17 protein-coding genes are annotated in these 20181 nt (G+C 45.0%); 14 read left to right on the top strand and 3 right to left on the bottom strand.

The features are described 5' to 3' along the window. Nucleotides 1–3 precede the first annotated feature (3 nt). Together BVU_RS19550 and BVU_RS19545 are read left to right on the top strand one after the other, a co-directional pair. A complete protein-coding gene (locus BVU_RS19550; RefSeq protein ID WP_005851595.1) occupies nt 4–2667 on the top strand; it encodes a transglutaminase domain-containing protein in 2664 nt (887 codons plus the stop codon). A 210-nt stretch (nt 2668–2877) separates the two neighbouring features. Beyond that, nucleotides 2878–4236 carry a transposase gene (locus BVU_RS19545; RefSeq protein WP_008667781.1) on the top strand — a complete coding sequence of 453 codons (1359 nt, stop codon included), beginning with the start codon at nt 2878–2880 and terminating at the stop codon, nt 4234–4236. 215 nt (nt 4237–4451) lie between these two features. Here BVU_RS19545 and BVU_RS19540 read toward each other — a convergent pair whose 3' ends face one another. The 3 genes from BVU_RS19540 to BVU_RS19530 form a co-directional block, all read right to left on the bottom strand. Continuing rightward, the gene (locus BVU_RS19540; RefSeq protein WP_005851598.1) at nt 4452–5315 is read right to left on the bottom strand and encodes a copper homeostasis protein CutC; all 864 of its coding nucleotides are present in this window, start codon (nt 5313–5315) and stop codon (nt 4452–4454) included. Nucleotides 5316–5615: 300 nt separating this feature from the next. Next, on the bottom strand, nt 5616–6578 hold the full coding sequence (gene glsA / locus BVU_RS19535; RefSeq protein WP_005841484.1) for a glutaminase A: 963 nt from the start codon (nt 6576–6578) through the stop codon (nt 5616–5618). Between the two features lie 65 nt (nt 6579–6643). Further along, on the bottom strand, nt 6644–8092 hold the full coding sequence (locus BVU_RS19530) for a glutamate decarboxylase (RefSeq protein WP_012055931.1): 1449 nt from the start codon (nt 8090–8092) through the stop codon (nt 6644–6646). A 257-nt stretch (nt 8093–8349) separates the two neighbouring features. Between BVU_RS19530 and BVU_RS19525 the strand changes: the two genes are divergently transcribed. From BVU_RS19525 to galE, 12 genes are all read left to right on the top strand, one after another. Then, nucleotides 8350–9540 (top strand): MFS transporter, encoded by a 1191-nt coding sequence (locus tag BVU_RS19525; protein ID WP_005851602.1) that lies wholly within the window; start codon nt 8350–8352, stop codon nt 9538–9540. A 36-nt stretch (nt 9541–9576) separates the two neighbouring features. After that, a complete protein-coding gene (locus BVU_RS19520) occupies nt 9577–10497 on the top strand; it encodes a DMT family transporter (RefSeq protein WP_012055930.1) in 921 nt (306 codons plus the stop codon). 196 nt (nt 10498–10693) lie between these two features. Further along, entirely contained in the window at nt 10694–11890 is a 1197-nt protein-coding gene (gene ilvA / locus BVU_RS19515) for a threonine ammonia-lyase (RefSeq protein WP_005841490.1), read from the top strand. 178 nt (nt 11891–12068) lie between these two features. Continuing rightward, entirely contained in the window at nt 12069–12497 is a 429-nt protein-coding gene (locus BVU_RS19510) for a SoxR reducing system RseC family protein (RefSeq protein WP_012055929.1), read from the top strand. A 20-nt stretch (nt 12498–12517) separates the two neighbouring features. Continuing rightward, nucleotides 12518–13471 carry a Fe-S cluster domain-containing protein gene (locus tag BVU_RS19505; protein WP_005841495.1) on the top strand — a complete coding sequence of 318 codons (954 nt, stop codon included), beginning with the start codon at nt 12518–12520 and terminating at the stop codon, nt 13469–13471. Nucleotides 13472–13510: 39 nt separating this feature from the next. After that, entirely contained in the window at nt 13511–14848 is a 1338-nt protein-coding gene (rsxC, locus tag BVU_RS19500) for an electron transport complex subunit RsxC (RefSeq protein ID WP_005841497.1), read from the top strand. Nucleotides 14849–14862: 14 nt separating this feature from the next. Continuing rightward, nucleotides 14863–15852 (top strand): RnfABCDGE type electron transport complex subunit D, encoded by a 990-nt coding sequence (locus tag BVU_RS19495; protein ID WP_005841499.1) that lies wholly within the window; start codon nt 14863–14865, stop codon nt 15850–15852. Further along, on the top strand, nt 15849–16643 hold the full coding sequence (locus tag BVU_RS19490) for an RnfABCDGE type electron transport complex subunit G (RefSeq protein WP_008671243.1): 795 nt from the start codon (nt 15849–15851) through the stop codon (nt 16641–16643). Before BVU_RS19495 ends, BVU_RS19490 begins: the two co-directional genes overlap by 4 nt. Before the next feature lie 14 nt (nt 16644–16657). Further along, a complete protein-coding gene (locus BVU_RS19485) occupies nt 16658–17242 on the top strand; it encodes an RnfABCDGE type electron transport complex subunit E (protein WP_005841504.1) in 585 nt (194 codons plus the stop codon). Between the two features lie 18 nt (nt 17243–17260). Beyond that, nucleotides 17261–17863 carry an electron transport complex subunit RsxA gene (gene rsxA / locus BVU_RS19480; protein ID WP_005841506.1) on the top strand — a complete coding sequence of 201 codons (603 nt, stop codon included), beginning with the start codon at nt 17261–17263 and terminating at the stop codon, nt 17861–17863. Between the two features lie 141 nt (nt 17864–18004). Beyond that, nucleotides 18005–18901 carry a hypothetical protein gene (locus BVU_RS19475; RefSeq protein WP_005841508.1) on the top strand — a complete coding sequence of 299 codons (897 nt, stop codon included), beginning with the start codon at nt 18005–18007 and terminating at the stop codon, nt 18899–18901. Nucleotides 18902–18933: 32 nt separating this feature from the next. Beyond that, nucleotides 18934–19968 carry a UDP-glucose 4-epimerase GalE gene (gene galE / locus BVU_RS19470; RefSeq protein WP_005841511.1) on the top strand — a complete coding sequence of 345 codons (1035 nt, stop codon included), beginning with the start codon at nt 18934–18936 and terminating at the stop codon, nt 19966–19968. Nucleotides 19969–20181: the final 213 nt, after the last annotated feature.

Genomic DNA, 20181 nt, shown 5'->3' with positions numbered 1-20181 from the left:
AAGATGAAATTATTGGCTCTGTGTGCGGCGGGGATAGGCTTGATGCTGTGTGCCTCGTGTACAAACAACAAACATTTGATCAGTGATGAGGCTGAACGTGCCGCTGTTCAGCAGGATTTTGAGGCACGGCGTGATACGCTGGCCCAAGGTGACCTCTTCCAGGTATTCGAACAACCCATGAGCGATGAGCAGAAGGAGGCGATGACTTTCCTTTACGCCTATATGCCTTTGGCGGATATAGCGGATCATCCCGGTGAATTCTATCTGGAAAACGTGGATTACGCTTTCAAGGCGCGTGAGGAGATGCCGTGGGGAAAAGTGGTTCCCGAACGCGAGTTCCGCCACTTTGTACTGCCCATCCGCGTAAACAACGAGAATCTGGACGACAGCCGTAAGGTATTCTACGAGGAACTGAAGGACAGAGTGAAAAACCTTTCTTTATATGATGCCGTGCTGGAAGTGAACCACTGGTGTCATGAGAAGGTGATTTATACTCCCTCTGATGCCCGTACCAGTAGTCCGCTGGCTTCCGTAAAGACAGCCTACGGACGTTGCGGCGAGGAATCTACGTTCACGGTAGCCGCCTTGCGTTCGGTAGGCATCCCTGCCCGCCAGGTATATACGCCGCGTTGGGCACATACCGATGATAATCATGCCTGGGTGGAAGCCTGGGTGGATGGCAAATGGTACTTCCTGGGTGCTTGCGAACCCGAACCGGTACTGAATCTGGGTTGGTTCAACGCTCCCGCTTCACGGGGTATGCTGATGCACACCAAGGTGTTCGGACGTTATAACGGACCGGAAGAAGTGATGTACCGCACTCCCCGGTATACGGAAATCAATGTGATTGACAACTATGCCCCTACGGCAAAAGCCGATGTGGCCATCGTGGATGCGGATGGCAAACCGGTGGCTGATGCCAAAGTGGAATTCAAGGTGTATAACTATGCCGAATTTTATACCGTAGCTTCCAAACAGACGGATGCGGACGGCAAGACGTTCCTGACAGCCGGAAAAGGGGATATGCTGGTATGGGCTTCCAAAGATGGAAAATTCGGTTACTCCAAACTGTCTTTCGGAAAAGACAATGCCTTGACCGTGAAACTGGACAAGACGGCCGGCGAGGCTTATACACTGGATATGGATATCATTCCTCCGGTGGAAGGCGCCAATATGCCCGAAGTGACTCCCGAACAACGTGCGGAGAACAATCGCCGCATGGCCTTGGAGGACTCTATCCGCAATGCCTACGTGGCTACGTTCATGACGGATGAATCGGCCCGTCATTTCGCTAAAGAGTATCAGTTGGACGAGGATGTTGTTGCCAAATTGCTGGTGGCATCACGTGGTAACCACGAAACCATCCGTGACTTTATGGCCCGTCTCCGTTCGGACAAGTCAAAGAAGGGCGGCATTGACCTGCTTCAGCAGATTTCCGCCAAAGACCTTCGCGATGTAAGTTCCGAAGTGTTGATAGACCACATGATGAATTCACATCTGTGCGCCAATGCCGATTATTTCCGCAGATTTGTGCGTAATCCGCGTGTGAGCAACGAAATGATTACTCCGTACAAAGGATTCTTTGAGAAAGCAGTGCCCGAACAGGAGCGTGAGGCTTACCTTGCCGATCCGATGAAGCTGGTTGCATGGGTTGCCGAAAATATCCGTGTGGACAAGGATTGCAATCTGGGCGGTTCTCCGATTACTCCGGAAGGGGTGTGGAAGGCCCGTACAGCCGATGCGCACAGCCGTGATATCTTCTTTGTTTCCATGGCACGCAGCATGGGTATTCCTGCACGTATAGACGAAGTGACCGGAAAAGTGCAGTTGATGGGTGATGAAGGTGCTGTTGATGTGAACTTTGAGGCGATGGAACAGGCCAGTGCGCCTACCGGCAAGTTTATTGCCAGATATACGCCGATCAAGTCTTTGGCCGACCCGAAGTATTATTCTCATTTCTCTATTTCCAGACTGACTCCTGCCGGAACCTTGAAATTGCTGAATTATGATGAAGGCGATATTGATATGGGTGGCGGTGCTACTTGGGCTAATCTGTTGAAGAACGGAACGGCACTGGATGCCGGCAATTATGTGATGGTGACCGGTACTCGTCTGGCCAACGGCGGCGTATTGTCCCAGCTGACTTTCTTTACCATCAAGCCGGGGGAAACGACTACGGTGGACTTGGTGATGCGTGAAAGTAAGGATGATATTCAGGTGATCGGTAACTTCAACTCGGAATCTACTTATAAACCGATAGATAGCGATGAACTGAAGTCTATTCTTGCCACTACAGGACGTGGTTACTACATTGTAGCCGTACTGGGTGCCGGACAAGAACCTACGAACCATGCCTTGCGTGATATTGCGGCATTGGGTAAGGAGTTTGATGAATGGGGCAGAGGAATCGTGCTGTTGTTCCCCAACGAGGAGCAGTACAAGAAGTTCCGCCCGCAGGAATTCCCCGGATTACCGGCTACCATTACTTACGGTATTGATGTGGACGGTTCCATCCAGAAGCAGATTGCAGAAGGCATGAAGTTGTCTAACAAGACTATCCTGCCTATGTTTATCATTGGGGATACCTTTAACCGGGTGGTATTCGTGTCACAAGGATATACCATCGGACTGGGTGAGCAGCTGATGAAGGTGATACATAAGCTGTAGGATTCAGTATAAACAAAAAGTAACGCGGATATTCAAGTTTGCAAACTGAATATCCGCGTTAAATAGGGACATTCATTAAATATTACAAAATCAGCCAACTAATTCATACACAAAGTATTGCGAATTAGTTGGCTTTTTTGTATCTTTAGGTATTCCCCCGAAAATAAGATTTGACGGCCAAAACGGGGGAAATATCCAAACTAATAAGATATGGCAAAGATAGTGAATATTTCAGAAATTCACCCTACTTTGGGTTTTACAGAATTTGATATTCTGGAAAAATACCGCAAGAGTTTTAATGAGAGTGAGCTTGGCAAGCTTCATTCGGTCTTTCCGTTTGAATGTATGGCAAAAGCCGCCGGCCTGTCGGACCGGCGCCTGGGACGCAGGAACAGATTCAGTCCTTCCGCAAAGATCGCCCTTATGGTCCTGAAGGCATACACCGGATTCTCCGACAGGCAACTGGTGGAACATCTGAACGGGAACATACACTACCAGATTTTCTGTGGAATTATGATTCCCCCGTCCCTTCCCATAACCAACTTCAAGATAGTCAGTGCCATCCGTAATGAGATAGCATCCCGCCTTGACATTGATTCTTTCCAGGAGCTCCTGGCTTCACACTGGAAACCTTATCTTGATAACCTTCACGTCTGCATGACCGATGCCACATGCTATGAAAGCCACATGCGTTTTCCTACGGACATGAAACTCCTTTGGGAAAGCCTCGAATGGCTCTACAGGCATATATGCCGGCATTGCAGGGAGTTGGGCATAAGGCGTCCGCGCAACAAATACAGGAATGTGGCGGAATCCTATCTGTCCTACTGCAAGAAAAGAAAGAGGAGAGCTTCAAGGACAAGAATGCTTAAGCGCCGTATGATCAAGCTTCTTGAAAAGCTCCTCAGTCAAAGGGATGGGATCCATAGCGAGTACGGTGCTTTACTCCGATATACCCAGGATTATCATAAGCGTCTTTCCATCATCAGAAAGGTGCTTGTACAAGAAAAGGAAATGTTTGAAGGGCGGAAAGTCAGTGACCGCATCGTCAGCATTGACCGTCATTATGTACGTCCCATCGTCAGAGGCAAGGAAACCAAGTCCGTCGAGTTCGGTGCAAAGGTCAATAATATACAGATAGACGGCATATCGTTCATCGAACACCTCTCGTTCAAGGCATTCAATGAGGGTATACGCTTGAAGGACTGTATCCGTATGCAGCAGAAGCTTATGAATGTAAGGGTAAGATGTGTGGCTGCCGATTCCATATATGCCAATAATGCCAACAGAAAGTTCTGTACAAAATATGGGATATCCACATCCTTTGTGCGCAAGGGAAGGGCGGCCAAAGATGAGCCTTTGAGGAAGGTGCTTAGAAGCGAACTCTCAAAAGAAAGGGCAACACGGCTTGAAGGAAGCTTCGGCACTCAAAAGCAACATTACTCGCTCTCAAGGATAAAGGCCAGAAACAGGAAGACGGAAATACTGTGGATTTTCTTTGGAATACATACGGCAAATGCCATACTGATGATAGAAAAAATCAGAAACAAAACAGCTAAAGCAGCATGATATGATTTTACTCACAGAATCAGAAGAGGTCATCAGACTTCTTCCGGAACGTCATGTCCTGTCGGATAGAAGTATGTGAGAAAGCACGGAAAAATGACAATAAGAATGGCATATGAAATGGTCATGCCCTATCATCTTCATATGCCATCTTATTTTTTAGAGACATTTACTGAATATCCCTAAATATATTGATAGCGTTTATGCTTACCTGTTGTTTACTTGTCATCATCCAAGTCATCGTCCTCATCGTCCCAGTCATCCTCTTTCTTTGATTTCTTGGGGTTGAGGCTTTTGTTTTTCTTTTCCAGTGCTTTGTCGTTTTCGTCTTTCATTGCCAGTTCGGACAAGGCGGCTTTTACTTTGTCAGGATCGGTAACGTCTTTCAGATACTCTTCTATCTTTACAGTACCTCCCATGGATACTTTTGAGTTACGATAAATCATGCCGCTGTCTACGCTGCTACGTCCGGAGAAATGAAATTCCGAAGTTCCGGTTTCTTCGGCAATCTTACGGATATTACCGGCATTCACACCGCATCCCGGCATGATGATGATCCGTCCGTCGGCCTGTTCCACCAATTCTTTCAGAAGAGGGATTCCCTTTTCGGCGGTAGCTTCCTGTCCGGAAGTAAGAACCCGGTCTATACCCAGTCCGATAATCTGTTCCAAGGCCTCTTTGGGATTGCTGCACATATCAAAAGCACGGTGGAAGGTGACACTCATCTCGCCTACCGCATTCATCAGTTTCTGCATCAGAGGCACATCGACATAGCCTTCTGCGGTAAGACAGCCGAATACCACACCGTCCGCACCCAGCTGGCGTGCCACTTTAATATCATGCAGCATGATTTCTTGTTCAATAGGAGAATATAGGAAATCTCCGCCACGGGGACGGATAATGACATGCAGTTTTGTTTGGTTCAATAATTGGCGTGCCATACGGATTTCACCAAAAGACGGGGTTGTTCCGCCTTCCGGAATACCTGCACATAGTTCTACACGATAAGCACCGGCTTGTTGTGCCTTCACAGCACTTTCCACGGAGTTGGCGCAAATCTCGATTTTTGATTTGTTACTCATAAAGTTATTTAATAGTTAATTCAATTCCATAATCAACGTCATCGGGCGCTTTGGGCTGTTCCAGCATTTCTCTTTCAAATATTCCGCCAAGGGAACTCCAATGGTTTCTCTGCGTGAGTTCGTCATTGGTCCGGTTCTTTACGGATGACTTTGTTCTTCATAATATGATGAATTTGTCAGTGCAAAGATAGGCATAATGTAAGAGTGTGAGAAATTTTAGCGGAAAAAATTTTTAATTAAAAAGCCGGTACTCCTCTCGGAGTGAGAGAAATACCGGTTTTCCTATGGGAACGAAATGGATTATTGCACGTGGATGCGATGGCCATTGAATACGTTCATGCCCAGTTTGTTCATAATATGCTTGATGGCAAGCTGTGCTTTCACGGAGTTGCCGGCGTCATCCAGAGGAGGCGCGAAGGCTGCAATGCCCATGACACCCGGCATTACGCCCATGACACCGCCTCCTACGCCTGTCTTGGCAGGAATTCCCGAAGTGTAAAGCCAGTCGCCTGTGTGCTGATAGAAACCTACGGTAGCTATCATGGAGGTGATTTTCGGGGAGAGGGCTTTGTCGAACACTTGCTTGTTGGTGTTCGGGTTCAATCCTTCGTTGGCGATGGTGGCTCCACAGATGGACAACTGTTCTGCAGTGATGCCCATGGAACACTGGCGGGTGTAGAGGTCGAGCGACATATCGGGGTCATCGTAGATACGGTTATAATTTTTCAATAGCCAGGCGATGGAACGGTTGTTGAAATTTGTCGCCGACTCTGACCGGTACAGTTCGTCGATCAGTTGCGGGGTACTTCCGCATAGTTCGGTCATATTGTCTACGATGGCTTTCCACTTGGCATCGCTGTTTCCTACGGGTTGCACCATACTGTTGGCCGAGATGGCGCCGGCGTTTACCAATGGGGTGGACGGATGGTCGTTTTCCAACAAGATGGCCATGATGGAGTTGAACGGCAGTCCGGTAGCATCGGCGCCAATCATTTCGAGCACCTTGGGAGCACCGTATTGGCGGAGTACCAGGATGGCGGTCAGCACCTTGGAAACGGACTCGATACCGAAACGGTACTGAGAGTCACCCAGTTGGATGATTTCTCCGTTCATCAGACAGATACTGATCCCGAACAGTTTGGGATCAATATTTGCCAGATAAGGGATATAGTCGGCGTTCTTACCGTCTGTATTGTCCTTGTACAGATTGTAAGCCTCCTGGGCAACATCCTTTATTTGCTGGATAGTTATAGTTCTTTCCATAAATTAATTTGATTGAAGTAACCATCTACCTTAACGGCGGATGGTTGCATTATTGTTATCTATGCTTATTTTTTAGCGGCGTTGCTATGGGCATTGTGAGTGAACACAGTACCTTTTACAGCGATATTCTTGTCTTGGGCGATGCGGGTAGGAGTGGGATATTCCAGTTTCTCGAACTCGCAGATGGCATTCTTGATGTCGTTCAACAACATATCCGCCATGTCACGGCTGAATCCCTGACGTACCACAACACGCATAACTACGTAATTCTGGATATTTTCCGGCAAGGTGTAGGCAGGAACCATCCAGCCGCTTTGCTGCAATTTAGCCTGCAAATCGTACAGAGTCCATTTGGCATTCTTTGCATATTCGGGTTTCATGTACCAGATGAACAAAGGATTTACTACGTCATCGCTGTAATTTACGAACGGAGCCATCTTGGCTATTTCGCTGTGGATGTACTTGGTGATTTCCATGGAATTGTATTGGATGGCTTTGTATCCTTGGAATCCCAGACGGATAAATTGGTAGTACTGTCCCAGAATCTGTGCGGCGGGACGGCTGAAGTTCAAACCAACCTGTGTGATGTTCGCACCCAGATAATTGACACTGAACGACATGGCATCCGGAAGGTATTTCTTGTCTTTCCATACTACCCATCCCAGTCCCGGATAAACCAGTCCGAACTTGTGGCCGGAAGTGCTGATGGAGAGAACCCATTTCAAGCGGAAGTCCCATTTTGTGTCGGGATTGAGGAACGGCAGGATGAAACCGCCGGTTGCAGCATCTACATGGATAGGAATATCATAGCCGGTTTTGGCGTTGTAGGCATCCAGTGCTTTGTCCAACGCTTCCACGTCATCGTTCAAACCTGTCCATGTCACACCTTGGATGGGGACGATGCAGATGGTGTTCTCGTCACACATCTTCAGTGCTTCTTCGGGGTCCAGAGTGGTTTTGTCCAAGGTGAGAGGTACTTGGCGCATTTCAATTTGCCAAAGTTGGGCGAACTTTTCCCAAACAACCTGAAAACCGCTTGAAATGACAAAGTTAGGCTTGTCAGTCGGTTTCCCCTGAGCTTTACGTTTGTCTTTCCAGCGTAACCAGGCGGCTACTCCTCCCAGCATACAAGCCTCGCTGGAGCCGATAGCCAGTGCTCCGGTTTTCCATTTTGCCTGTTCGGGCGAATTCCACAAATTAGCCATGATATTGATACATTTGGCATTCATCACTGCGATACGAGGATATTCTGTTTCATCAATGTAGTTGATGCTGATGGCTTCGTTCATCAGTTTGGTGGCATAGTCGTCCATGTAGGTGGTAACGAAAGTGGCCAGGTTAAGGCGTGGCTGGGTTTGGGCGAATGTTTCGTCTTTTACCATTTGATAAGCAATCTGTGGGGTGGTAGGTTCCATAGGGATGGTATCTACCGGGGCAGGCTGTAGCATTTCGTTTGAACCAAACACGGCTGTCTTTGCGTCACCGTCTCTCAAATCACAATTACATTCTTTCATTTTACTTAAAGTTTAGATTAGTAATACAATGGAAAACATGGGAGTTTCCCGCGTTTTTCTCCCTCAACAGGAGGTTTGGAGAAAAGTTTCTTGATTTTATGTTTTTTAATTTATGGGGGATAATGTGTCATGCGGAACATAGCGCAGCCAATTGGCATAGTAGCATATGGGCACATGATTGCATTGACCAATTATAAACCGGCTTTGAACCAATTCTTTTACACTTTGTTTCTATCACAATCTAAACCGATTTCATTATGAAAGTACAAACAGGGCAGGGGACCATTCCCCTCATTACGTTAGTAGGTATATTTTCCATCTCGGCACTCAATGCATTGCCGGGACTGGCGGTGTCGCCCATTTTGGGAGATTTGAATAAAATATTTCCCTCTGCTACAGATCTGGAGATCCAGATGTTGTCTTCGTTGCCATCACTTCTTATCATACCCTTTATCTTGTTATCAGGTAAATTGACAGAGAAAGTGAACAACCTTTTGTTGTTGCAGATAGGGCTGGCTCTTTTCGGGGCGAGTGGTATTCTTTATCTGCTTTCTGATAAAATGTGGCAGTTGATAGCCGTCAGCGCCATGTTGGGGATGGGGTCGGGATTGATTGTTCCGCTTTCTACCGGATTGATATCCCGTTATTTTGTGGGAAGTTACCGTACAAAGCAATTTGGTTACAGTTCTGCCATCACCAATATCACGCTGGTGCTTGCCACTACACTGACAGGATATCTGGCAGAAGTGAACTGGCATTTGCCGTTTTTGGTCTATCTGTTTCCTTTTGTGTCCGTTTTCCTTACTCGTTATCTGAAAAAAGATCTCTCCAATTATCATTCCTCTGATGATATTCCAGCCGATACTGCCAGGGAAATGGGTAAGCGGGGAATTAATGTCAAGGCTTTGGTCAAGCTGATGGCTTTTTACGGATTGGCTACTTATCTGGTGATTATTATTAGTTTCAATCTGCCTTTCCTGATGGAAGAATATGGACTGTCCAGTGGTAGGGCAGGCATCTTGATATCTTTGTTTTTTCTCGCTATTATGGCACCGGGTTTTGTCCTGAATAAGATAGTGCAGGTCTTGGGCCGTCGTATCTATATGGTTTGTTTGTTGATGATAGCCTGTGGAATGGGGATTATTCTGCTTAGTCGTTCCGAAATACTGATTGCTTTGGGATGTATTCTGAACGGGCTTTCATACGGTATTATCCAACCGTTGATTTATGATAAGACTTCTGATGTGGCGGTTCCTCACAAAGTGACGTTGGCACTTGCTTTTGTCATGGCGATGAATTATGTGGCCATACTGCTTTGTCCGTTTATTGTGGATGCTTTTCAGAATCTGTTCCATTCTCATTCGCAAACCTTTGCCTTCTGGCTTAATCTGATGGTAGCCTTGATGGGGATGTTTATTGTGATGAAGCAGGAAAAACTGAGTTTATAAGAAAAATACCCACGTAATAACATAACAGCATGAAGTATGAATAGACAAGTTGAAGCAAACCTTAGCATGGTTGTCTCCAAAGCGTTGGGAGGCCTTAATATGAACGCACTGAAGTATCTTTTACCTTTGTGGATAGCTCCTGTGACAGGGGTTACTTTCCGATTGGTATTTGGGGCCGCCGCTTTTTGGCTTATTGATATATTTTGCAAGCCCGAAAACTCCACTATCCGTCAGAAATGGCAGCTCTTTATTTTAGGGGCTTTAGGTATTTATGGATATATGTTTTTTTATTTGTTGGGTATCAGTAAGACTACTCCGGTTTCCAGTTCTATTTTTGTCAGTTTGGAGCCTATATGGGTATTCATTATCTCTGTATTGTTTTATAAGGAAAAAGTAACCTGGATGAAAGTGCTTGGCATTGGAATGGGATTGGGAGGAGCTGTTCTATGCATATCCACACAACCTAGTGACGATCTTGCCTCCAATGCTCCGTTAGGTAATTTGATGTGTTTGGCCAGTTCATTGGTTTATGCCGTCTATCTTGTTTTCAGTAACCGTCTGTTAAAAGGAGTGGGAGATATGACGATGTTAAAATATACTTTTTTAGGGGCGGCTGTTATGGCTGTTGTTGTCAATACGATTTATGGTTTTGATGCTCCTATACTGAAAATGTCACTTTTCTCTACGCCTATGTTGATCTTGCTTTTTGTTTTGGTATTTCCTACCACCATTAGTTATTTATTACTTCCTCTCGGGCTGAAATATCTGAAAACGACATTAGTAGCCATTTACGGGTATTTAATATTGATTGTTGCTACGGTGACTTCTTTTGTTTTGGGGCAGGATCGCTTCTCATGGACGCAGTTGGCGGCGATTGTTCTTATTTGTGCCAGTGTTTATCTGGTAGAGGTGGCCGAGAGTAAAAGTGAAAAACAGATTATATCGAAATCCAGATAAGACAGCAGATAAGGAGTGTCAAAATGAAAACGATAGTGCTGCCGGGGCTTTTACATATTTCCTTGAGTGTGAACTCTGTCGACAAGTGAAAAGGAGAACAAAGAGAAAAGAATACAATTTTACGTTGTATGTGAGTGTAAGGAATCAATTTTATTTGTAGCTTTGCACCCAATTTAAAAACAAGAGTGTTATACCTATGCTACAATTAGATGCAATATACAAAGCGGCTCATGTCCTGAAAGAGGTTGTCCGTCGCACTGATTTGATTTATGCTCCTCAGATAAATCCTGAGAGTACAGTTTATCTGAAGCCCGAAAACCTGCAACTCACAGGATCGTTTAAAGTGCGTGGTGCTTATTACAAGATTTCCCAATTGTCCGATGAAGAAAAGGCGAGAGGCGTGATAGCCTGTTCTGCCGGTAATCATGCGCAAGGGGTGGCATTGGCTGCCACTAAGTGCGGTATCAAGTCGTTGATTTGTCTTCCGGAAGGAGCGCCTATATCTAAAGTTGAGGCTACGAAGCATTATGGGGCGGAAGTTTGTTTGGTTCCGGGAGTCTATGATGATGCTTATCAGAAAGCCCTGCAATTGCGTGATGAAAAGGGATATACTTTTGTTCATCCCTTTGATGACGAGAACGTGATAGCCGGACAAGGTACTATCGGTTTGGAATTATTGGAGGAAATGCCGGATGTGGAGGTAGTCATTGTTCCCATTGGTGGGGGAGGACTGATTTCGGGAGTGGCTTATGCGTTGAAGGCTTTGAAACCATCTGTCAAGGTATATGGCGTACAGGCGTTGGGTGCGGCCAGTATGGCAAATTCTATTCTTCATTCGCGTATTGAGCGTCTTCACTCTGTTTCCACTTTTGCCGATGGAATCGCGGTGAAAGAGCCGGGAACAAATACTTTTGACTTGGTAAATCAGTATGTGGACGGAGTTGTAACTGTGACTGAGGACGAGATTGCCGCAGCTATTCTGGCATTGATAGAACGCCAGCGGATTGTTGCAGAGGGGGCGGGAGCTGTGTCCGTTGCCGCAGCCATGTTCAATAAAGTACCGGTAAAGGGTAAGAAAACTGTCTGCCTGGTGTCCGGAGGCAATATTGATGTGACGATATTGAGCCGTGTCATCAGTCGCGGTATGGCGAAGTCGGGACGTACCTATGCAGTAACTTTGGACTTGATAGACAAGCCGGGGCAGCTGTTGGGAGTCAGCAAAATTGTTGCAGAGCAGGGAGGAAATGTAATTTCTGTACATCATGAGCGAAATAGTGAGAGTGCAGATGTCACCGGATGTGCCCTTCGTGTCGTTATGGAAACCAGAAACGAGGAACATATAGCATCCATTCGTCAAAAACTGTTGGATGCAGGCTATGTGATAATGAAATAAATTATATACCTTACAAGTAGAAAGGAGGAAAATTAAATATTTCTTCCTTTTCTTGCTTCTAATTTTAATTTCTCCACACAAAAAATCGATTTTTATAGTGAAAATATCATTTTATACTTCTTAGAATCCAATTAAAGTCGTACATTTGTCGCAGTTTTGTAATGTAGAGTTTGCAAAAATGACCGATATAATCAAACATCGTGGTATTGTGGAAAACATTGAAGGTTCTCACGTGCGGGTGAGAATCGTACAAACTTCTGCCTGTTCGGCTTGTAGTGTGAAAGGGCATTGCAATGCATCTGAAAGTAAAGAGAAACTGATTGATGTTTTTGACATGAAGGCATCTTCTTACCGCATAGGTGAGGAGGTGATGATTTATGGTACTACTTCCATGGGGATGCAAGCCGTATTGCTGGCTTTTGGTATCCCTTTCTTGGTATTGCTGATTACTTTATTTATTTCCATGCGTCTTACGGGGGGGGATGAGTTAAGGTCGGCGCTTGTTGCTTTGTCAGCCTTGCTTCCGTATTACCTTATTATATATGTATGCAGGAATAAGTTGAGCAAGAAGTTTTCATTTACGCTTGAACCAATAAAAAATAATTAATAAATAACTAACTAAAATTTATGGATTTAATTCTGGTTGCAGTAATTTCGTTGGGAGCGATTGGCTTGATTGCCGCGGTAATCTTGTATGCCGCTTCTAAGAAGTTTGCTGTGTATGAAGATCCGCGGATTGCCAAGGTGAGCGAAGTGCTTCCTCAGGCGAATTGCGGTGGATGTGGTTATCCCGGTTGCTCTGGTTTTGCCGGTGCCTGCGTGAAGGCTGCCGATGCCGGTTCGCTGGAGGGTAAGTTATGTCCGGTTGGTGGTGCTCCGGTAATGGAGAAAGTAGCTGCCATTTTGGGATTGGAAGCCGTTGCTGCTGAACCGAAAGTTGCGGTGGTAAGATGTAACGGTAGTTGTGAAAATCGCCCTCGTACTGCTCTGTACGACGGAGCTAAATCGTGTGCCATCGCTCATGCCACTTCAGGTGGTGAGACGGGTTGTACATTCGGTTGTCTGGGTTGTGGTGATTGTGTGGAAGCGTGTCAGTTTGATGCTATTCACATGAATCCTGAAACCGGTCTTCCGGAAGTGGACGAAGAAAAATGTACAGCTTGTGGGGCTTGCAGCAAAGCTTGTCCGCGTAAGATCATTGAAATTCGTCCGAAAGGAAAGAACAACCGCCGCGTAGTGGTGATGTGTGTGAACAAGGATAAGGGAGCTGTTGCCAACAAAGCTTGCAAGGCTAGTTGTATTGGTTGTGGAAAGTGTGTGAAAGTGTGTCCGTTCGAAGCCATTACGTTGGAAAATAATTTGGCATACATTGATCCGGCTAAGTGTAAGTCTTGCCGTAAATGCGAATCGGAATGTCCGAAAGGGGCTATCCAAGCTATCAATTTCCCGCCACGTAAACCGAAAGTAGAAGTGCCGGCTGGTGAGGCTGCTGCAAAACCTGCTGTAAAAGTAGAGGCTTCAAAGGTGGAAACTCCGAAAGCGGAAGCGGTGAAAGCTGAGGCTCCGAAAACGGAAGCATAATCAAAATTCAAAGTAAGTAAAAATTAAAAAGATATAACAGTGAAGACATTTAGAATTGGTGGAGTACATCCAGCAGAAAATAAATTGTCAGCAGGCAAAGCCATTGAAACACTTGCACTTCCTAAGCAAGCGGTATTTCCTTTGTCACAGCATATCGGTGCTCCTGCTACTGCCATCGTGAAAAAAGGCGATGTGGTGAAGGTAGGTACGAAGATTGCTGAGGCGGGTGGCTTTGTTTCAGCAGCCATCTTCTCGTCTGTATCCGGTAAAGTGAACAAGGTAGACGCCGTAATCGATGCTAGCGGTTACCGCAAGCCGGCTATCTTTATCGATGTGGATGGTGACGAATGGGAAGAATCAATAGACCGCAGTTCGACATTGGTGAAAGAGTGTGCTCTCACACCCGAAGAAATCGTTGCTAAAGTGAAAAATGCAGGTGTAGTAGGTATGGGCGGTGCTTGTTTCCCTACTCATGTGAAACTTTCTCCTCCTCCGGGCTGCAAGGCGGAATGTGTAATTATCAATGCTGTAGAGTGTGAGCCTTACCTCACTGCCGATCATCGTTTGATGTTGGAGAAGGCAGACGAAGTACTGGTGGGTGTAAGCATCCTGATGAAAGCTGCAAAAGTGACCAAGGGATATATCGGTATTGAAAATAATAAACCGGATGCTATTAAGTTGATGACTGAAAAGGCTGCTCAGTATCCCGGTATAGAGGTAGTTCCTTTGCAGGTGAAATATCCGCAAGGTGGTGAGAAACAGTTGATAGATGCTGTGATCGGTCGCCAGGTTCCTGCTCCTCCCGCTATTCCTATCAATGTGGGTGCGGTAGTTCAGAATGTAGGTACTGCATTTGCCGTTTATGAAGCCGTTCAGAAAAACAAACCTTTGTTTGAACGTATCGTGACTGTTACGGGTAAGTCTGTCAAGAACCCCTCCAACTTCCTCACCCGTATGGGTACCCCGATGAGCCAGCTGATTGATGCGGCTGGCGGTTTGCCCGAAGATACGGGAAAAGTGATTGGTGGCGGTCCGATGATGGGTAAAGCACTGGTTAATACGGAAGTTCCCATTTGTAAAGGTAGTTCGGGTGTGCTGATTATGAATGATAAGGAAGCTGCCCGTGCGGAAGCTCAGCCCTGTATCCGCTGTGCCAAGTGCGTCAGTGTGTGTCCTATGGGATTGGAGCCTTTCTTGTTGGCGACACTTTCAGCTCATAAGGACTGGGAGAGAGTAGAAAAAGAAGATGTAATGTCGTGCATCGAGTGCGGTTCGTGTCAGTTTACATGTCCGTCTCATCGTTATTTGCTGGACTATATCCGTTTGGGTAAGGGCACAGTAGGCGGTATCATCCGTGCACGTAATGCTAAAAAATAATTCGACAAAATAGTATGGCTAATAAATTAATAGTATCATTATCGCCTCACGTTCATAGCGGTGACAGCATACAGAAGAATATGTATGGTGTACTCATTGCGTTGATACCTGCGTTGCTGGTGTCATTTTATATGTTCGGACTGGGCGCCGTGGTGGTGACCTTGACCTCGGTTGCCGCCTGTGTATTCTTCGAATGGGCGATTACCAAGTTTATTTTGAAGAGAGAACGCTCTACCATCTGTGATGGTTCGGCTATTATAACCGGTGTGTTGCTGGCATTCAATCTGCCTTCCAACTTGCCGCTTTGGATTATTATCATCGGTGCGTTGGTGGCAATCGGTGTGGGCAAGATGACTTTCGGCGGATTGGGTTGTAATCCTTTCAATCCCGCGCTGGTAGGTCGTATCTTCCTGCTGATTTCTTTTCCTGTGCAGATGACTTCATGGCCGTTGGTTCAACAATGGGGAAGTTATACCGATGCTGAAACCGGTGCTACTCCGCTGGCATTGATGAAAATGGCTGTAAAGGGTGATGCAAATGCTTTAGGTCAGTTGCCCGATACATTAAGTCTATTTCTGGGTAATAACCCGGGTTCACTAGGTGAGGTGAGTGCATTGGCTTTATTGCTTGGTCTGGGATATATGCTATGGAAAAAGATTATTTCCTGGCATATTCCTGTATCTATTCTGGTGACAGTATTTGTATTTGCCGGGCTGATGCATTTGGTTGATCCGGTTGCTTACGCATCTCCGTTGGCTCACTTGTTTACAGGTGGTTTGATGTTGGGAGCTATTTTCATGGCAACCGACTATGTTACTTCGCCTATGACTCATAAAGGTATGATTATTTACGGTGTGGCTATCGGTTTCCTGACGGTGGTTATCCGTTTGTTCGGTGCATATCCCGAAGGTATGTCTTTCGCTATATTCATTATGAACGCATTCACTCCGTTAATCAATACTTATTGTAAACCTAAAAGATTCGGGGAGGTCGTGAAGAAATGAAAAAACTAGAATCATCTTTGAAAAACATGGTTATCGTGCTGACAGGCGTAACCGTGGTAGCCGGAGCATTGCTGGGTTATGTGAATGAGTTGACAAAGGAACCCATTGCACAGGCTAATGCCAAGGCTTTGAGTGATGCCATTGCTATCGTAGTTCCGGGATTTGACAATAATCCTGCCGAAGCTCCTGAAACCATAGAATTGGAAGGCGTTACTTATAAGATATATAAAGCAACCAAAGGAGGAGAATTTATTGGTGCAGCCGTAGAGTCTTCTGCAAATGGTTTTGGTGGTGCGTTGAATGTATTGGTAGGTTTCGATAAAGAGGGTAATATTATAGACTATTCTTTGTTGAGTCATGCAGAAACTCCGGGACTGGGATCAAAGGCAGCCGATTGGTTTAAGAAAGGCGGCAAAGGCGATATTACTGGTATGAATCCGGGACAGAAAGCATTGGTTGTAAATAAAGATGGCGGTCAGATAGATGCAATCACTGCTTCTACTATCACGACACGTGCTTTTCTGAAAGCTGTGAATAATGCTTATGCGGCATATAGTGGCCAAAATGTGGATGGTTCCAGCGGTGCGACACAGCAGGTGTCTGAAACTGCTGCCGATGACCCCAAAGCAGCTAAGGCACAATGTGAGGGAACTCAGGATTGTTGCGGACAAGCCTGTGACTCTGCTGCCTGCAAAGCTGCTTGTGGTGGTAAATGTGATCCTGCTAACTGCGACAAGGCGGACTGTAAAAAAGCAGAATGCCCAAAGCAAGATTGTAAAAACAAAAAATAAGGAAGGAGCAGACTATGAATAATTTTAAAGTATTAATGAACGGGATTGTCAAAGAGAATCCTACGTTTGTACTCCTTTTGGGTATGTGTCCTACATTGGGAACCACTTCTTCTGCCATCAATGGTATGGGTATGGGACTGGCAACCATGTTTGTGTTGATTTGTTCGAATGTGGTAATTTCATCTATCAAGAATCTGATTCCTGATATGGTGCGTATTCCTGCATTCATTGTGGTTATTGCATCATTTGTAACCTTGTTGCAGATGATTATGCAGGCATATGTGCCGGCGCTGTATGCTACTTTGGGATTGTTTATTCCGTTGATTGTGGTAAACTGTATCTTGCTGGGACGCGCCGAAGCGTTTGCCGCAAAGAACGGTCCTGTTCCTTCATTCTTTGACGGATTGGGTATGGGACTAGGATTTACACTTGCATTGACCATCCTTGGTGGTGTACGTGAGTTCCTTGGTACAGGTAAATTGTTTGATATCGCTATTATGCCGGAGCAATACGGAATGTTGATTTTCGTTCTCGCACCGGGAGCCTTCATTGCATTGGGTTACCTCATTGCGATTGTGAATAAACTGAAGAAAGCATAACCCGTAAAAAGTAAGAAAATGGAATATATATTGATATTTATCACCGCTATATTTGTGAACAACATTGTGTTGTCACAATTCTTGGGTATTTGTCCATTCCTCGGTGTATCCAAGAAAGTTGAGACAGCTACGGGTATGGGAGCGGCTGTTGCATTCGTGCTTACCATCGCTACCATTGTTACCTATCTTATCCAGAAATTCGTGCTCGATGCTTTCGGGTTGGAATATTTGCAGACCATTGCATTTATCCTTGTCATTGCAGCATTGGTACAGATGGTGGAAATCATTTTGAAGAAGGTATCTCCCGCCCTTTATCAGGCATTAGGAGTCTTTCTTCCGTTGATTACTACTAACTGCTGTATTCTGGGTGTGGCTATTTTGGTAATCCAGAAAGACTTTGATTTGTTGACGGGGGTGGTTTATGCCTTCTCTACAGCTCTTGGTTTTGCTTTGGCTATGGTGTTGTTTGCAGGTATCCGTGAACAATTAAGTTTGGTGAATATACCTAAAGGAATGCAGGGAATGGCTATCGCATTGGTTACTGCCGGTCTGCTGGCAATGGCATTCATGGGATTTTCAGGTGTAGACAAAGGCTTGGGTGTTTTGTTTGGAATAGAATAAATTCACTTCATCGTTAAAATAAACCGATTCAGAAGTCCGGAGCACAGCTTCGGACTTTTTTATTAGAAAGAAATCCATTGTTCTTGTCCGTAAATTCAATTTTTATGCTTATTTTTGCATTAGAATTAATAGAGAGATTAAATGGCTATGACCTTGATTGTACTCGCGGCCACTATGGGGAATAAATATGGTGGATTGAAACAGCTGGAGGGAATAGGTCCTAATGGCGAAACAATATTAGATTTTTCCATATATGATGCCGTAAGAGTCGGATTTAATAAGATCGTATTTGTCATAAGCAGACATTTTGAACAAGAATTCAAGAAACTGGTATCAGGCAAATACGAACATGTGGTAGAAGTGGAGTATGTTTATCAGGATGTGGAAACGATTCCTGAAGAAAAGCGTAATCCGAAGCGCAAAGCACTGTACGGTTCGGTAAGAGCTGTTCTGATGGGAGAAGAGTTGATTGACTCTCCATTCGGTGTGATAAATGCCGTGAACTTTTACCAAAGAGAAAGTTTTGAATTGTTATATAATAATCTGGTGATGTTGGGAGAAGCTGACTACCATAGTTTCAATATTTGCTACAGGCTGAGAAATGTATTGGCGGAAAGCGGAGGGGTTACCCGTGGTATTTGTGAAGTGGATGAAAAGGGATATCTGTTGTCCGTTACAGACCGTGTAGGAGTAGAACGGATAAGTGGAAATCCGATGTATCCTAATGAATTACATAAATGGGTGGCTTTGGATGACAACAGCTTGGTTTCAATGAATATGTGGGGATTTACTCCGCAGGTATTCGGTGAGATGAAGAAGGCGTTCGATAAGTTCATAGATGAGAATGGAATGGATATGAAAGCCCATTATTCTATTCCGGCTTTTATGAATGAGCGTATTGCTGACGGAGTCAGGGTGAAAGTGATTGAGACACCTGCCAGATGGATGGGATTGGTATCGCATGATGACAAGATACAAGTCCTGCTTCGTATCAATGATATGATACGAAAAGGGATCTACCCGTCGAAGTTGTTTTGAACCTATTAGAAAACGACAGAATATTAAGTATTATGAAAGAAAGAATTTTAGTAACAGGAGGAACCGGCTACATCGGTTCTCATACGGTAGTAGAGCTGCAAAATAGCGGTTACGACGTAGTGATTGTGGACAATTTGTCCAACTCAAGCGCCGATGTGGTAGATAATATAGAAAAGGTTTCAGGAATCCGTCCTGCATTTGAAAAGTTGGATTGCTTGGATCTTGAGGGAATGGATAAGCTGTTTACTAAATATCCGGGTATAAAAGGTATTATTCATTTTGCGGCTAGCAAGGCTGTGGGTGAATCGGTACAAAAACCGTTGTTGTATTATCGCAATAACTTGGTTTCATTGATTAACCTGTTGGAGTTAATGCCGAAACATGGAGTAGAAGGTATTATTTTTTCATCATCATGTACGGTGTATGGTCAGCCCGATGTTCTTCCTGTAACGGAAGAGGCTCCGATTAAGAAGGCTGAGTCTCCGTACGGTAATACAAAACAGATCAATGAAGAAATTATTCGTGATACAGTTGCTTCGGGATCGCCTATCAATGCTATTATGTTGCGTTACTTTAATCCTATTGGCGCACATCCCACTGCATTAATAGGTGAATTACCTAATGGGGTTCCACAAAATTTGCTACCTTATGTTACTCAGACAGCGATGGGTATTCGTGAAAAACTGAGTGTGTTCGGGGATGATTATGATACACCGGACGGTTCTTGCATCCGTGACTATATATATGTAGTGGATTTGGCGAAGGCTCACGTTATCGCAATGGATCGCATTTTGAATAACAAGCAGAAGGAGAAGGTGGAAGTCTTTAATATTGGAACGGGTAAAGGTGTTTCTGTATTGGAACTGATCAATACGTTTGAAAAAGCTACCGGTGTGAAACTTAATTATCAGATCGTGGGTCGTCGTGCCGGAGATATTGAGAAGGTATGGGCTAATCCTGATTTTGCTAATAAGGAGTTGGGATGGAAGGCAGAAGCCAATTTGGAGGACACTCTACGTTCGGCTTGGAACTGGCAGCTGAAACTAAGAGAAAGAGGAATTCAATAAGAATTAAGATATTTTTAGAAAGACCGATGAACAAAGGACGCTAGTGTGGCGTTTTATAGATGCAAATAACCTGAAACCCCTCTTGGATATGTGAATACCTGATTGGCGGTAGTTATGTTACTCAAAACATAGAGCAGGCTAAAAAATTGCATAGTAGTTTTGTCGTGTTTTATTTTGTGTTTGTGTTGTGGCTGTTCTCCGACGTGAGTCGGG

Origin of the sequence: Phocaeicola vulgatus ATCC 8482 (assembly GCF_000012825.1) — a bacterium.
Taxonomy (GTDB): domain Bacteria; phylum Bacteroidota; class Bacteroidia; order Bacteroidales; family Bacteroidaceae; genus Phocaeicola; species Phocaeicola vulgatus.
The sequence above is the reverse complement of the archived record's forward strand: the minus strand, read 5'-3'. Positions and strand labels throughout refer to the sequence as shown.